Source organism: Bacillus sp. Bvel1 (assembly GCF_014872755.1).
GTDB lineage: Bacteria > Bacillota > Bacilli > Bacillales > Bacillaceae > Bacillus > Bacillus velezensis.
The window spans coordinates 266,234-280,470 of the sequence record NZ_JAAOBZ010000006.1 but is presented as its reverse complement, the minus strand read 5'-3'; the positions used below and the strand labels follow the sequence as shown (position 1 = coordinate 280,470).

At 46.3% G+C, this 14,237-nt stretch carries 21 protein-coding genes and 1 riboswitch; of the genes, 12 read left to right on the top strand and 9 right to left on the bottom strand.

Annotation, left to right across the window (positions count from 1 at the left end; genetic code table 11):
• Window positions 1-63: 63 nt before the first annotated feature.
• Window positions 64-187, bottom strand: a riboswitch (SAM riboswitch).
• 174 nt (window positions 188-361) lie between these two features.
• The 6 genes from HAP68_RS05545 to HAP68_RS05520 all read left to right on the top strand — a co-directional run bounded on the left by HAP68_RS05545 (window position 362) and on the right by HAP68_RS05520 (window position 3,908).
• Window positions 362-1,084, top strand: coding sequence for an esterase family protein (locus HAP68_RS05545; RefSeq protein ID WP_003154967.1), 723 nt, complete (start codon window positions 362-364; stop codon window positions 1,082-1,084).
• 25 nt (window positions 1,085-1,109) lie between these two features.
• Window positions 1,110-1,625 carry a YjcG family protein gene (locus tag HAP68_RS05540; RefSeq protein WP_003154969.1) on the top strand — a complete coding sequence of 172 codons (516 nt, stop codon included), beginning with the start codon at window positions 1,110-1,112 and terminating at the stop codon, window positions 1,623-1,625.
• Between the two features lie 4 nt (window positions 1,626-1,629).
• Window positions 1,630-2,061: a GNAT family N-acetyltransferase gene (locus tag HAP68_RS05535; RefSeq protein ID WP_003154971.1), complete on the top strand. Its 432-nt coding sequence runs from the start codon at window positions 1,630-1,632 to the stop codon at window positions 2,059-2,061.
• A gap of 160 nt (window positions 2,062-2,221) precedes the next feature.
• Window positions 2,222-2,455 carry an AbrB/MazE/SpoVT family DNA-binding domain-containing protein gene (locus tag HAP68_RS05530; protein WP_003154973.1) on the top strand — a complete coding sequence of 78 codons (234 nt, stop codon included), beginning with the start codon at window positions 2,222-2,224 and terminating at the stop codon, window positions 2,453-2,455.
• The gene (locus HAP68_RS05525) at window positions 2,456-3,193 is read left to right on the top strand and encodes an ABC transporter ATP-binding protein (RefSeq protein ID WP_003154975.1); all 738 of its coding nucleotides are present in this window, start codon (window positions 2,456-2,458) and stop codon (window positions 3,191-3,193) included. It begins immediately after the preceding gene.
• Window positions 3,186-3,908: an ABC transporter permease gene (locus HAP68_RS05520; protein ID WP_003154977.1), complete on the top strand. Its 723-nt coding sequence runs from the start codon at window positions 3,186-3,188 to the stop codon at window positions 3,906-3,908. The genes HAP68_RS05525 and HAP68_RS05520 overlap by 8 nt, the downstream gene beginning before the upstream one ends.
• Window positions 3,909-3,948: 40 nt before the next feature.
• On the opposite strand, the gene bla is transcribed toward HAP68_RS05520, so the two are convergent.
• The gene (gene bla / locus HAP68_RS05515) at window positions 3,949-4,698 is read right to left on the bottom strand and encodes a subclass B1 metallo-beta-lactamase (RefSeq protein ID WP_015388438.1); all 750 of its coding nucleotides are present in this window, start codon (window positions 4,696-4,698) and stop codon (window positions 3,949-3,951) included.
• 68 nt (window positions 4,699-4,766) lie between these two features.
• Entirely contained in the window at window positions 4,767-5,021 is a 255-nt protein-coding gene (locus HAP68_RS05510) for a hypothetical protein (protein ID WP_003154980.1), read from the bottom strand.
• Window positions 5,022-5,141: 120 nt separating this feature from the next.
• Between HAP68_RS05510 and HAP68_RS05505 the strand changes: the two genes are divergently transcribed.
• Complete coding sequence (locus HAP68_RS05505) at window positions 5,142-7,427, top strand: ATP-dependent helicase (RefSeq protein WP_015388439.1); 2,286 nt, start codon at window positions 5,142-5,144, stop codon at window positions 7,425-7,427.
• A gap of 68 nt (window positions 7,428-7,495) precedes the next feature.
• On the opposite strand, the gene spoVIF is transcribed toward HAP68_RS05505, so the two are convergent.
• From spoVIF to HAP68_RS05485, 4 genes are all read right to left on the bottom strand, one after another.
• The gene (gene spoVIF, locus HAP68_RS05500) at window positions 7,496-7,750 is read right to left on the bottom strand and encodes a sporulation-specific transcription regulator SpoVIF (protein ID WP_003154986.1); all 255 of its coding nucleotides are present in this window, start codon (window positions 7,748-7,750) and stop codon (window positions 7,496-7,498) included.
• A gap of 162 nt (window positions 7,751-7,912) precedes the next feature.
• Window positions 7,913-8,080, bottom strand: a complete 168-nt coding sequence (locus HAP68_RS19770; protein ID WP_003154988.1) for a YjcZ family sporulation protein — start codon at window positions 8,078-8,080, stop codon at window positions 7,913-7,915.
• A gap of 92 nt (window positions 8,081-8,172) precedes the next feature.
• Window positions 8,173-8,370, bottom strand: coding sequence for a hypothetical protein (locus HAP68_RS05490; RefSeq protein WP_003154990.1), 198 nt, complete (start codon window positions 8,368-8,370; stop codon window positions 8,173-8,175).
• Window positions 8,371-8,656: 286 nt separating this feature from the next.
• Window positions 8,657-9,013 (bottom strand): DUF1360 domain-containing protein, encoded by a 357-nt coding sequence (locus HAP68_RS05485; RefSeq protein ID WP_014304801.1) that lies wholly within the window; start codon window positions 9,011-9,013, stop codon window positions 8,657-8,659.
• Window positions 9,014-9,183: 170 nt separating this feature from the next.
• Between HAP68_RS05485 and HAP68_RS05480 the strand changes: the two genes are divergently transcribed.
• From HAP68_RS05480 to cotZ, 5 genes are all read left to right on the top strand, one after another.
• Entirely contained in the window at window positions 9,184-9,570 is a 387-nt protein-coding gene (locus HAP68_RS05480) for a spore coat protein (protein WP_003154992.1), read from the top strand.
• A gap of 37 nt (window positions 9,571-9,607) precedes the next feature.
• Window positions 9,608-9,922 carry a hypothetical protein gene (locus HAP68_RS05475; protein ID WP_003154993.1) on the top strand — a complete coding sequence of 105 codons (315 nt, stop codon included), beginning with the start codon at window positions 9,608-9,610 and terminating at the stop codon, window positions 9,920-9,922.
• 92 nt (window positions 9,923-10,014) lie between these two features.
• Window positions 10,015-10,515: a spore coat protein gene (locus tag HAP68_RS05470; protein ID WP_003154994.1), complete on the top strand. Its 501-nt coding sequence runs from the start codon at window positions 10,015-10,017 to the stop codon at window positions 10,513-10,515.
• A 150-nt stretch (window positions 10,516-10,665) separates the two neighbouring features.
• Window positions 10,666-11,148 carry a CotY/CotZ family spore coat protein gene (locus tag HAP68_RS05465; RefSeq protein ID WP_024085134.1) on the top strand — a complete coding sequence of 161 codons (483 nt, stop codon included), beginning with the start codon at window positions 10,666-10,668 and terminating at the stop codon, window positions 11,146-11,148.
• A gap of 145 nt (window positions 11,149-11,293) precedes the next feature.
• Window positions 11,294-11,737, top strand: coding sequence for a spore coat protein CotZ (gene cotZ, locus HAP68_RS05460; RefSeq protein ID WP_003154997.1), 444 nt, complete (start codon window positions 11,294-11,296; stop codon window positions 11,735-11,737).
• 58 nt (window positions 11,738-11,795) lie between these two features.
• Here the strand turns inward: cotZ and HAP68_RS05455 are convergent, their stop codons facing one another.
• The 3 genes from HAP68_RS05455 to thiD all read right to left on the bottom strand — a co-directional run bounded on the left by HAP68_RS05455 (window position 11,796) and on the right by thiD (window position 14,221).
• Window positions 11,796-12,404: a CotO family spore coat protein gene (locus tag HAP68_RS05455; RefSeq protein ID WP_024085133.1), complete on the bottom strand. Its 609-nt coding sequence runs from the start codon at window positions 12,402-12,404 to the stop codon at window positions 11,796-11,798.
• Between the two features lie 97 nt (window positions 12,405-12,501).
• On the bottom strand, window positions 12,502-13,278 hold the full coding sequence (gene fabI, locus HAP68_RS05450; protein ID WP_003155001.1) for an enoyl-ACP reductase FabI: 777 nt from the start codon (window positions 13,276-13,278) through the stop codon (window positions 12,502-12,504).
• Window positions 13,279-13,408: 130 nt separating this feature from the next.
• A complete protein-coding gene (gene thiD / locus HAP68_RS05445) occupies window positions 13,409-14,221 on the bottom strand; it encodes a bifunctional hydroxymethylpyrimidine kinase/phosphomethylpyrimidine kinase (RefSeq protein WP_003155003.1) in 813 nt (270 codons plus the stop codon).
• Between the last annotated feature and the right edge of the window lie 16 nt (window positions 14,222-14,237).

Below are 14,237 nucleotides of genomic sequence, written 5' to 3'. Positions count from 1 at the left end.
GCACCATCCTTTTTCAAAAATAAAAAAGCCCCCTCTTCATAAGAAGAAGGAGCTTTTCTCTTCCTCTTATCTTCCAAGCGTGAATCGCTTGCTGGATTTAGCACCTTGGCACTTTGCCTTCCCGCGGCAAAGCAAACCGGTTGCTGAGGTTTCAAAGGGCCAGTCCCTCCACCTCTCGTGATAAGAATATTGTTTTGTATTTTCTGATTGTTCTATATTAACGCACTATAAAATAGATTTCAACAACTTTTTATTTATCTGAACTCTCGCAAGAAGTGCATCTGAAGAAAGAAATTTCTAATAATTCATGGTACAATAGGAAAAAACCATCAAGACAAGAAGCGGCCTGGAGGAATGCGAAGTGGCATCAAAAAACGGAATCATTCATGAGAAAACACTTTTCTCCCATGAGCTTGAAGAGGAAATGACCGTTTTGGTCTACCTGCCCGCCACCTTCTCCCCTCTGTATAAATATCATACGGTCATCGCTCAGGACGGCCATGATTATTTCAGATTAGGGAGAATCGGGCGTCAGGCGGAAGAGCTTATGTCAAAAGGGGAAATTGACCGCTGCATCATTATCGGCGTCCCTTATAAAAATGTGCGGGAGCGAAGAAACACATACCATCCAGAAGGCTCTAAGTTCGCCTCATATAAGCGGTTTATCGCCAATGAGCTCGTTCCTTTTATCGACAAAGAATACCCGACTTATCAAGTCGGATACGGCCGCACCATGATCGGGGATTCCCTCGGCGGAACCGTTTCGCTCATGACGGCGATTGACTATCCGAATATGTTTGGAAACGTCATCATGCAGTCTCCGTATGTTGACGGGCACGTGCTGGATGCCGTCCGGCAGTCGGAGGATCTCAAACAGATTTCCGTTTATCATCAAATCGGAGAAAAGGAAACCGGCGTTCACACGACGGACGGCCAGGTTCTTGATTTCACCGCGCCGAACGAAGAGCTCAAACAGCTGCTGGAAAGCAAACAGTCTGAATACACGTATGAAACCTTCGACGGGGATCATAAATGGACCTACTGGCAGCCGCTCATCACGCCGGCGCTGAAAAAAATGCTGTAACCATTCATTTAAGGAGGGAACTTTCATGAAATACGGTATTGTTTTATTTCCATCAAAAAAATTACAGGATCTCGCAAATTCGTACCGGAAACGCTACGACCCGAGCTACGCGCTCATTCCGCCGCATCTGACGGTAAGAGATCCGTTTGAAGCGACAGAACAGGAAATCGAGCAGGTCGTATCACAGCTGAGACAGACGGCGAAAGAGTCGCATCCGCTCGTTCTGAAAATCACAAAATACAGCTCGTTTTCTCCTGTGAATAATGTGATATATATGAAAGCAGAGCCGACGGAGGAATTAAAATCTCTGAGTGAGAAATGCTACTCAGGAGCATTATCCGGCGAGCCGGAATACAGCTTTGTTCCGCATGTCACGGTCGGCCAGAAGCTGTCATCAGATGAACATTCCGACGTACTCGGACAGCTGAAAATGCAAGACATTTCCCACGAAGAAGTCATCGACCGTTTTCACCTGCTCTATCAGCTGGATAACGGCTCATGGACTGTGTACGAAACATTTTTATTAGGCGGAGGAGAATAACTGCTTGGAATCCATCATCGTAAAAACTGAAAAACAGCTGAACGACGCTTTTTTCGTCAGAAAAGAGGTCTTTGTTAAAGAACAGCACGTTCCGGAAGAAGAAGAGATTGATCAATTCGAAGACACGTCAGAGCATATAGTCATATATGACGGCGGCCAGCCGGTCGGAGCCGGCAGATGGCGCTTGAAAGACGGGCATGGAAAATTAGAGCGCATCTGCGTAATGAAAAGCCATCGTTCTTTAGGCGTCGGAGCCATCATAATGCAGGCGCTTGAAAAAGCGGCGGCAGCCAAGGGCGCCGGCAGCTTTATCTTACATGCGCAGACGCAGGCGGTCCCGTTTTACGAAAAACAAGGATACCGCGTCACATCCGGCGAAGAATTTCTCGATGCGGGCATCCCCCATCTGGAAATGATAAAGGAATACAAACAATAAAATCAAAAGCACTCCTGTTGATATAGCAGGAGTGCTTTTTTTATGAAAACAATCCCGTTTCATGAATTTTATTGCATTTTTTGGAAGGTTAATGTATGTTTAGTATACGTAGTATTACAATTCATACAAAAAATACAATTCATATTTCGGAGGGATAAACATGACGGCACCAAAAGGAAAACACATATTCGGGACTGTTAAAGTGGGCACAAAAGGACAGATTGTCATTCCTAAAGAAGCAAGAGATGTTTTCGATATAAATCCGGGGGATTCACTGCTTATGCTTGGGGATGACCAGCAAGGTATCGCACTTGTTAAACAAGAACTCTTTTTCGAGTTTGCAAAAGATATTTTAAACGCTAAGCAAATCGACGCAGATAGCGAGGATGAGTAAATGCACGCGATTGAGCTGAAGCAATTAACGAAACATTATAAAGAAACCGCCGCCGTTGACCGTCTTGAGTTCTCAGTTGAGAAAGGGGAATTTTTCGCTTTACTCGGTGAGAACGGAGCCGGAAAAACGACATTAATCAATATGCTTTGCGGACTTCTTTCTCCGGATGAAGGTGATGCATCAGTGCTTGGACACAGTATTTTGACTGATTTGGATAAAATAAAACCGAAATTGAATATGTCCCCGCAGGAAACAGCCATCGCTCCTCATCTAACCGTACGGGAAAACTTAGAGTTTATAGCCGGAGTCTACGGAATTCCGAAAAAAGAAGCAAAAAAAAGAACAGATGAGATGCTCGAATTGTTTCAATTAAAAGAGAAAGAAAGAGCAAAAACCAAAACATTATCAGGAGGAATGCAGCGCCGCCTCAGCATCGCAATGGGCATGATTACGAAACCGGATATTTATTTCTTAGATGAGCCGACATTAGGGCTGGACGTCCGTTCACGCCGCGAGTTGTGGAAAAATCTTGAGACATTAAAGGGAGACATGACGATTATTTTAACGACACACTATTTAGAAGAGGCTGAAGCACTGGCAGATCGTATTTGCATTTTAGAAAATGGGACATTAAAAGCACTGGGCACGGCGGAGGATCTGAAAAAACAAACTCATTCAGCCACATTTGAAGATGCCTTTTTAGCGATTTGTGACGGAGAGGCGGGTCTTTATGCTTGATTTCGCCATTCGCAACCGCAAAGAGATTTTTCGTGATCCCTTATCTATCATCCTTGGAATCGCACTGCCTGTTATTCTATTGTTTCTGTTTACGGCGATTGAAAAAAATGCGCCGCTTGATACCTTTAAAATTCAGCATTTAGCACCCGGACTCATTGTTTTCGGTTTCGCTTTCCTTACGATGTTCTCTGCATTGCTGATCGCAAAAGACAAACAGACCGCCCTTTTGACCCGTTTGTTTGCTTCCCCTTTAAAAACAGCCGATTATGTCATCGGTTACGCACTGCCGATGCTTCCGTTAGCCATTTTACAAATCGTCATTTGTTTTATCGCAGCAGCTGCTGCCGGTTTATCCGCCGAGTGGATGAATCTTCTCGCAGGTATCGCTGTCTTGCTGCCGATTGCGATGATGTCCGTTTTCTTCGGTTTATGTTTAGGGGCTGTGTTTACGGACAAACAAATTTCAGGTATCGGAACGATTTATATTACACTCGTGCAATTTCTGGGCGGGGCTTGGATGGAGGTGAGCCTGCTCGGTGACACATTCAAACATATCGCTTATGCCTTACCGTTTATCCACTCGATCGAGCTGGCTCAGGAAGTCATATCCGGAGATTATTCTTCCTTTCATCAACATATTTGGCCGATAGCGGGATATACCGTTTTGGCGCTTGCACTTGCTTTCCTCAGTTTTATAAAAATCAGGAAGAGTTAAAAAAGCCGGCACTCCGTAATGGGAGCGCCGGTCTTCTTTTTTACGTTTCTTTCAGAAGGCTTATCGTATGCGGCAGCAGACGGTCATCCCCCGGACTGCCATGGCCCGGAACGACAATGCTGATGTCCTGATATCTTTTCATGACTTTGCGGACGGCGCGCGGCCACTGATCCGGATAAAAGCCCGGAGTTGGTATGATTTCCTTTGTTTCTAAAGCCTTGATTAAGCAACCGCCGAATAAGAGCTTATCCTCAGGCAGCCAGACGGTAATATTGTCTTCCGTATGCCCTTTTCCCGGATAAAACGTTTCAATTTTCATATCGCCAAACTGCAGCTTTGTCACGTTTTTCAAATCTCCGAGCAGCCGGTCATATCCCTGCTGCCGGGCGAAGTCGGCGGTCAGCTTTGTGCTGTGCACCTTTACACCGTATTTGTACAGTGTGTTCAGCCCGCCGATGCGATCGTCATGGGCGTGTGTCACAATGGCATCGGTCATCCTTTTGCCGGGAAACCGCTGTTTTATTTGTGTCATTAATTGCTCTGTGAGACTGTCATTCCACGGAGTATCAATCAGTACGATTCCTTTGGAAGTTTCAAGAAGCAATCCGTTCGCAGGGACGGGACTTCCGTCTGCCGTAGCGATGCTTGTATGCATCCAGACATGCGGCGCCAGCTGTGTGAGAGTGACATCTTTTGCTGCGGAGCTCTCCGCCGCGTGTGCCGGTTTCATTCCGGCAGTAAAGAGGCCGAATAGAAATAACCCCGCAATTAATAATGAAAGCTTTCTCAAATTGAATCATTCCTTTCCGCATCTTTCATATATACGGCTCAAAAAAACCCGGAGATTTCCGGGCTTTTTCACACATATTGATTTATCAACCGGCCTTTTCCCATAATTTGCGGCAGACGGGAAAGAGAGCGCTTACGTTTTTCCTCATGCATTTTCTTTTCTGCGGCTGCGGTGTTTTCCTGGCGGCGCTCCACCTCTCTGTACACCCTGTCATTGGCGAGGGCGGCCGCTTTCGTAATGCCGGCGTAATCAGGCTTATAACCCGCTGCCCGGTTTGCGTATTGAGAATACTGCTGGTTTTGAATCCGTCCTGCATAAATCATATGTACCCCTCCCCTTCGCTTTTCATTTCCCTTAATCTTACTTTTTGAAACGCGGTTCTTTTGTTATGATATTCTTTGTCTATCAAATGGATGAACACCTTTTAATGGGAGGACCCCTTTTTGAAATGCGCCCGACTGAATAACCGAACGATACATTTACATACATATTCTAGAGAACATTACCAATTCCTTTTTGAAGAAGCTCAGAAAGGAAATATTTTTTGCGCACATTGTGACCAGCCTGTCTTGATGCGGCTTTCGATTTTAGAGCAGCCGGCATTTTATCACCGGCAAAAGGGAGACTTCACCGCCTGTGAAAAAGCATGCGCCGCCGAGGAACCACAAGCGGAGAAAGAAAAAGAAGAGTATAAGGAGGCAGGCATGTTCCGCCTGCCGAAAGGAAAAGCGATTTCAGAGAATCCGAAACCGATCGTCTCAGAATGGAAAAGCCCGAAAAAAGTGCCTGCGGCCGAACCGTTTTCACCAACATCCGAGGCAGCTGATACATCTTTGTTCCCCGGCATCGGCCTGAACCGCGAACAGATGCGGGCAGTCACGGAAACGGACGGCCCCCTGCTGGTGCTTGCCGGAGCGGGAAGCGGAAAAACAAGGGTGCTGACAGCCCGCGCCGCCCATATGATTGAACACCTCGGCATTTCACCTGAGAATATGCTGCTTGTGACCTTTACGACAAAAGCCGTCGCCGAAATGAAAGAGCGGATGGCGAATGAGTACGGGCTGGCAGCCGGAAAAGTCTCCCGTCTCGTGACCGGAACATTCCACAGTTTTTTCTATAAAATACTCTATCATTATGATTCTTCAAAATGGAACGGCAGCCAGCTTTTAAAAATGGAGTGGCAAAAAGAGCAATATGTGAAAAAGGCGCTCTATGAAGAAAATTTGGATGAAAAAGAGTTTCCCGTCGACCAGGCGCTGCAGCTTATCGGCTGCTGGAAAAACACGTATCTCCCCCATGAGACCATTCCGCTTGCGGACGACTGGGAGAAAAAAGTGTACCGGCTCTACGAACATTACGAACGGCAGAAGCGGGAAAAACGGCAATTTGATTTTGATGACATGGCCCAAGGCTGTTATGAACTGTTTCAAAGCCGGCCTGATATTCTCGCGCAGTACCAAAACAGATTTTCTCATATTTTGATTGATGAGTTTCAAGATATTAATCCTGTCCAGTACAACATTATGCAAATGATCGCAAGCCCGGAGAATAACCTGTGCTGCGTGGGTGATGACGACCAATCCATTTATGCGTTCCGCGGCAGCAGCCCGTCTTTCATTCTTGATTTTCAAAAGGATTATCCGGCAGCAAAGACCATTTACTTAACGGCAAATTACCGCTCGCCGCATCCGATCGTCTCAAGCGCTCATGCCGTCGTAAAGAAAAATAAAAAACGGTATGAAAAAACACTTTCTGCCGTCAAAGACGGCGTTCACAATCCCGTGATGTTTTATCCTTACGATGAAGAAGAAGAAGCGACCATGATCGTTTCGGATATGAAAGAGAAAATTCAAAACGGGGCGAGTCCTGATGATTTTGCCGTGCTTTACCGGACAAACAGCGCCGGACGGGCCATTTATGAAAGACTGCACCAATCATCGATTCCTTATCATGCCGACCGTGGCGTGCAGACGTTCTACAGCCGCAGAATCGTACGCCAGATCCTCGCCTACTTATATGCGAGTCAGAATGAAGATGATACGGATGCGGTGAAAGATCTGCTGCCCGCCTTATTTTTAAAGCAATCCGCCCTGCAAACGTTAAAGGCGCTGTCAATCACGGAAGATTGCACGATGATTAAGGCACTGACGAAACTGCCTGACCTGAAGCCTTTTCAAATAGGAAAGATCAAGCAGATCGTTCCGTTTTTCGCAAGCATCCGGACAATGAAGCCCGTTGAAGCCATCACCTTTGCAGAAAGCAAAATGGGTTTTTCCGAGTATTTAAAAAAACGGGGCAATGAGGGAAACAAACTGGAAAAAGGCTCTGATGATCTCAGGGATGTCAAAGTGGCCGCCAAAAAATTCAAAACCATTCCCGATTTTCTTGCGCATGTCGATCATATGCGCGCCGCTGAGAATCAGAAAACCGATGAAAACGGCGTCGAACTGCTGACCATTCACCGCTCTAAAGGTCTTGAATTCAATACAGTCTATATTTTAGGCGCGGCTGACGGCTCGATCCCCCATGACTTCGCGCTTGAGACAGCGAGACAGGGCGATCCCGCTCCGCTCGAAGAAGAAAGACGGCTCCTGTATGTCGCCATGACAAGGGCCATGCAGCATTTATATGTATCTTGTCCCGCGTACAGGCGGGGAAAAACAGCGCGCAGCTCAAGATTTCTCGAGCCCCTTCTTCGGACGGACAGACGGAGCGCACTCAGGATATAAAGAACCCGGCAGATCACTGCCGGGTTCTTCTCACATAAAAAGGCCTTTTTAGCAAGGCCGGCTGACGCCTATTTATTGTTCAACATTTTAGAAATGGTGCCAAAATCAAGTTTCTCTTTACCGCTTGTAATCGATTGAACGATTTTGTCTTCCAATTCTTTCGGAACACGCTTGTTAGCCAGCTGGGACACCTTCTGAATGACGCCTCTCACCGTGTTTTCATCTTTGAAATTGGCATTTTGCAATGATCCTGCAAGGTTCATGACATCCTTCATGCTGACGCCTGTTTTCTTCTCAATATTTTTGAAAAATTGATTATCCATGGTGTGCCTCCTTTTGTGGAGTAATACGATATTGTATGAATAAAGGGCGGAACGTGTGCCCGTAAGACAAGGAAAAAATTCCGCATCTCCTTCTCTATCCTTCATACATTAGGGAAGCACGGGACTGAACGGTCCCGCGCTTATCCAAAGTCTTGCTAAGGTTTAGCCAAAAAAGGATGCACCGACAATGATCAGAAGGATGAACAATACGACAACAAGAACAAATGTTGAGCCGTATCCGCCTCCGACATAGCCGCCTCCGTATCCGCAGCCGCCGCCGCAGCCGTAACCGCCGTAGCCGCCGCCGAATCCGCCATATCCGAATCCCATATTTAAGCACCTCCTTTACTCTCTATACTCTATGTGAGCCGACTTGTTTGGCTTGGATAAATGCATAGGGCCGGTGCGGATTTCATTTCATTTTATTGAGAATGCTCATTTTTCTTCAGTTTCGCTTCTGTTTCGGCGGCAAACACATCTATCCATTCCTCAAAGCGCGATCCCGCTTCATCAAACTCAGACAGCTGTTTTTCAATAGATAAGATATAGTTGTCATGCTCCCGCTGATTTTGATTGTGCCGGCGGTATTTACCGTTTATGAATGATTCAAATATATTCATAACATCCCCTCCTCCTATGATCTATGCCGGGCAGAGGCCGGCGTTCGGCAAAAAACAAAAAAACCGGAAGCTCCGGTTTTTTTGAAAACGGCTATTTCGGTTTTTTCTTTTGGCCGCAGCCGCAGCCTTTTTTCTTAATTTTTTTTTCGTAAGGCTGATGCACAGTTGATTTGTATGGAGAGTGTTGGGAAGGTTTGCTTGATTGATTCATGGTGATCCTTCCTTTCCTTATGTCATATATGCCAGTTTATGCCGAAAGTGACGGTAAGTTGCTGGTGGAACCGCCTTATTCCTGCAGAAGACGAGAAACCGCAGCTTCAATGATCCCGGCCGCGCCGGCTATGGCTAACAGCAAAATCAGCCATTGCGCGGCCTCGGGGATCACAATCTGCACCGCAATTAAAAAGGCGGCGCACCATACGCCCGTACACCAATAGCAGCTGAGAAGTTCACCGATAAATGCCCTGATGCCTTTTCCTTTTATGACAATGTAGGTTTCTGTCGTGCCGTCGGGTGCGGTTTCTGTTTTTTCCTCGTGAAAAAGGCTCCGAAGCGGCGCCATAATGGTGTCAAATACGAAAAGCCTGGCCAGCCGGAAAACGGCAAACGATAACAGAATAAATGAAAGCCAATTGATAACCACCTGTTCACTCCTTTTCAAAACTTGACCTCTTTATACATATGCGAAAACCCTGATCTTCATGAATCGCACCTTGTCCGGTAAAAAAATAGGTGCGGTTTAGTTGTTTTTCTTATTCCGCTCGGCGTTTCATTTGCATTATATAGAGTATGAATGAGAAAGGAGTGAAGGTTATGTCGTTTGAAGAAAAAGTCGAAACACTGCAACCGCAAATATACGAACAATTATCCAACGAATTCGAGCAGACGATCGAAGTGATTGATTGCGAAAATGTCACAATAGATACAACACATATAACGGCCGCTCTTTCTATACAAGCCTCAGTTACTACGGCGATTATCCTCGCGACACAGCTCGCGATCGCAGATGAAGACACAGCCGACCAAATCGCAACCGAACTGCTGATCCTGGATGATTGCCAAATAAAAAAGAGGACCGTCATTCAAGTCCTGAACAGCCGCAATATTAAAATCACACTGACAGCAGACGATATCATGGCCTTTGTACAAATTTTGTTTCAATTATTAAATATACTTTTTGCTGAACTAGACATCCTTTAACCTTTCTTTTCAAATATTTAAATAGAGGTGAGAACAAATGGCAGATAACGAAAAATTAAAAAAAGAACTCGAAAATCTACCAGAAGTGGATCCGCTTTTAAAGGTGCTTGTCAGCAATGTCTTCAAAAAACACGGCGTGACAAAGGATAAAATGCGGGAAATCCCTGATGAAGAAAAAGAAATGCTGATCGCATTAGTCAAAGACATGCAGGCGAAAACAGAAGCTTTTCTTGAAAGCCAGAAACAGAAAAAAGAGCAGGAAAAAGCGCAAGAACAGCAGACAAATCCGCAAACCCGCAGAGAACAATTAATCGAACAGCTCCGGCAAAGACGCCAAAATCCCGGTCAATAACTAAAAAATAGTGATTTTTATCAGGATAGATGCCTGAGTCAAAATAAGGGGCCGGCTCATTTAATAATAGTAAAAGAAAAGGAGGAATAGATATGGAAAGCAGACCATACTCTTGGGTTGCACTTGATCCTGAATGCGAACATCCGCGAGAAGAAAAAGAAGAAAAAGAAGGAAGAAGATGCAGTGTTTGCTGTAACGGACATGGATTTGGCGAAGATAATGCCTTCCTTGACCAAGACCTGGCTCAGGCGAATATCAACAAACAAGTTTCTGAAGAAGCGATTATTATCAGAGACTCTTGTGATATTAACGTAACGTCAACAGACGTTCAAGCAGTCGCTTCAGTCATGACAGCGATTAATGCAGCAGTCGTAACGGCCACTCTCACTTCAATTGCTGACGGAGTCATCGCTGAATTGGTCGCACAAGACTTATTGCAGCTAACAGCTAACAAACAAATCAACCGTCAAAAATTGCTCATCGAAAACTCCCGCGGCGTAAACGTGACAACAGTAGATGCCGATATCGCAGTGTTGATCTCAACAGCGACAAATTTACTGATTGCCGTCTTAGTCATCACCCTTGTCCTCTAAAAAGAAAAAGCAGAGCTAAAAATGCTCTGCTTTTTCTTATTTTCTCCGCATATGATGAATATATAGACGTTCACCCACACCAAGTGAGGCTCGCGTACATATGTTGTTAAAGACAAAAGTCAAATACCCTAAAAGAAGGAGCTGAAATCCATGAGCTGCGGAAAACACCATGGCCGAGATGAAAGTTGTGTATGCGATGCAGTCGAGAAGATTTTAGCAGAACAAGAGGCTGTTGAAGAACAATGCCCGACTGGATGCTATACCAATCTGTTAAGCCCGACGGTTTCCGGTAAAGATACCATCCCGTTTCTCTTGTTTGATAAAAAAGGCGGTTTGTTCTCCACATTCGGGAACGTCGGAGGATTTGCGGATGACAGCCAGTGCTTCGAGTCTATTTTCTTCCGGGCAGAAAGAGTTTGTGATTGCTGCGCAACGCTTTCAGTATTGCGCCCCGTAGATGTGCACGGCGACACCCTCAGCGTCTGCCATCCTTGTGACCCGGATTTCTTCGGTTTAGAAAAAACAGATTTTTGCATTGAAGTTGATCTGAGCTGCTTCAGCGCCATTCAATGCCTTTCACCGGAGCTTGTTGACCGGCCTGAGCCGCACAAAGAGAAAAAGCATCACGGATAGTCATTGATTCGCATCTTTCCTAAAGAAGAATCCCCTTCCAACCTTCTATTACAGATGCAATCATCAGCCCGCCCGGACTTCCGGGCGGCTGACTCTCCGATATCGTTTAATCCGGTATATAAAACGTGAAGTCAGGAGGGATATTATGAGCAAGCATACAACATACTGTGTGCGTGAAGCGGTAGAAAATATTGAAGACCTGCAAAATGCGGTCGAGGAAGATTGCCCGGCCGGATGCTATTCCAACCTTTTATCGCCGGGTTTTTCATTAGGCGATACAGTGCCGTTTGTACTTTTCACTTCTAAATCATCACCGTTTACCGCATTCGGAAATGTCGGCGAGCTGGATAACGGTCCGTGTTTTAACACCGTTTTTTTCAGAGTTGAAAGGGTCTGTGACGGCTGTGCCACATTAAGCCTGCTTATTGCTTTTGACGAGCATAAGCACATTCTTGATTTTACAGATAAAGACTCTCTCTGCGATGTATTCCGTTTAGAAAAAACGAACTATTGCGTTGAAGTCGATCTCCATAGCTTCTGCGCCATCAATTGCCTGAACCCGAGACTGATCAACCGCACACATTCTTAAATCAAAAAGCATAAAAATAAGCTGCCGGATTAAAGAATTCAGGCAGCTTTTTGTATGGTTAAAATCCAAGCGGATGCAGCGAGGTAATATCGTCTATTGCGAGTTCTGCCGGCGCTCCGTTGCTTGTCGTCCGCAGGAAGATCGCATTATTTTTTCTTCCGACGATTACGCCTCTGTAGGTTTTCCCGTTGGCTTCTATCAGACAAAGGGTCCGCGGCATATTATGCGGCAGCTTCGTTAAGAAATCAATTTTTTCAAGAATGGACATTCTGCTCATCGGCTTTTTCACGCGCTTTGGCGGGACCTTTTCCTCTGGGGCGGCATTGTGAACCGCTTCAGGCTCTTTTTCAGCGGCTTCAGGCTCTTTTTTAGCGGCTTCAGGCTTGGCAGTGTCCTGCTCCGCTTGCGCCGGAACTTCTTGAACGGCTTCTTCTGAGCGGCTGTGCTGTTCAGGTACTTGCTTTTCTGGTTCGACAGCCACTGCTCCTTCAGGCTGAGTTTTACATTCTTCCTCCCGCTTTCCATGCATCGGCTCTTCTTCCGGCGGCTGCGGCGCTTTCCTTTTTTTGATTAATATGTCCTGCATTGATGATTGCGTGTCTGAATAATCCGCCTGAACAATATACATGAGCGGTTTTTTTTCCGCGTTTCTGTTTTGTTTTGACATCTTCATCCCTCCGATTCTGTCATGTTTTATTTATATGACGGAATGATTAAAATCAGAAGAAAGAAAAAAGCAATCCCTGAAAGGGACTGCTTGTTATTTAACGTGCGGTAATATGGAATCCTGAATCCACGTGAAGATTTTCGCCCGTGATGCCTCTTGACAGGTCACTGAACAAGAATGCAGCCGTGTCGCCCACTTCTTCAGGTGTTGTCGTGCGGCGCAGCGGCGCGCGCTCTTCAATTTCTTTCAGGATAGAGTTGAAATCACTGATTCCTTTTGCAGACAGCGTACGGATCGGCCCTGCTGAAATGCTGTTGACGCGGATGTTTTCTTTTCCTAAGTCAGCGGCTAAATATCTCACGCTCGCATCAAGAGACGCTTTTGCCACACCCATTACGTTATAGTTTGAAACGACGCGCTCTCCGCCGAGGTAAGTGAGTGTAACGATGCTTCCGCCTTCAGTCATAATCGGGCGCGCCGCTTTTGCGACCGCTGTCAGAGAGTAAGAACTGATGTTATGCGCAAGCAGGAATCCTTCGCGGTTCGTATTTAAATATTCGCCGACAAGCTCTTCTTTGTTTGCGAACGCGATGCAGTGCGCGATGCCGTGAATCACGCCGACCTGCTCTTTAATGCTTGCAAAGCAAGTTTCGATCTCAGCGTCATTTGTCACATCACACGGAAGGATGATGGAATCATTTCTTTCTAATGTAGCCGCAAGGTCATGAACTGATTTTTCCAAGCGCTCTCCCGCGTAAGTGAAAATGAGGCGCGCTCCGGCTTCATGCAGCGAACGGGCGATTCCCCATGCGATACTGCGTTTATTGGCAACGCCCATCACAACGATGTTGCGGCCTTCAAGTGAGAAATTCATATGTATAAAGCCTCCTGTAATCGTCTTAAAGACATAGTTTTAGTACCTGATCTTAATTTTTATCATATCATAACCTTGTCCAGATTGAAAGCATGGGAAAAAGACCGCGGATGTTGAAGCGGTCTCTTTTTTATCTCGTCTGCAGACTGTTCCTTTTAAAGGCAAAATGATTGGTCGGGCCGTGTCCCGCTCCGATGCCGAGTGTATGTTCCACGGCTTCCCGCACAAAATTGACAGCTGTCTCAAACGCGGTCTGAATGTTTTTCCCCTTTGCCGTTTCTGCCGTCAGCGCGGCTGCGAACGTGCAGCCTGTTCCGTGGGTGTGTTTCGTGTCAATATAAGCGTGGCTGATTTGGGTAAAAGACGAACCGTCAAATAATAAATCAACGATTCTCCCCTGTTCAGGCTGATGTCCGCCTTTTATGATGACATGCTTTGCCCCAAGCTTGCAAAGGCGTTCGGCCGCTTTTTTCCGGTCCTCAAACGTGCGGATTTCCATCCCCGTCAATACCTCAGCTTCCGGAACATTCGGCGTCACCGCATAGCTGCGCGGAATTAACAGCTCTTTTAACGCGGCCTGAGATTCCTCACGCAGCAGGGAAGCGCCTCCTTTGGCAATCATGACGGGATCGGTGATGAGATGATCAAGCCCGTACTGATCCGTTTTTTCCGCAATTTCCGCAATCATTTCCGCGCTCCACAGCATTCCTGTTTTTACAGCATCAGGCCGCAAATCTTCCGCCACCGCGTCAATCTGGCTGCCCAGCGCCTCCCGGGTGAGCGGATAAATGCCGTGAACGCCCAACGTGTTCTGGGCGGTTACCGCTGTCAGGGCTGACATCCCGAAAACGCCGAGCTCCTGAAAGGTTTTGAGATCCGCCTGTATACCGGCGCCGCCTCCTGAGTCTGATCCGGCAATCGTCAATGCTTTGCATATGCTCATGATGTTTTTCGCTCCT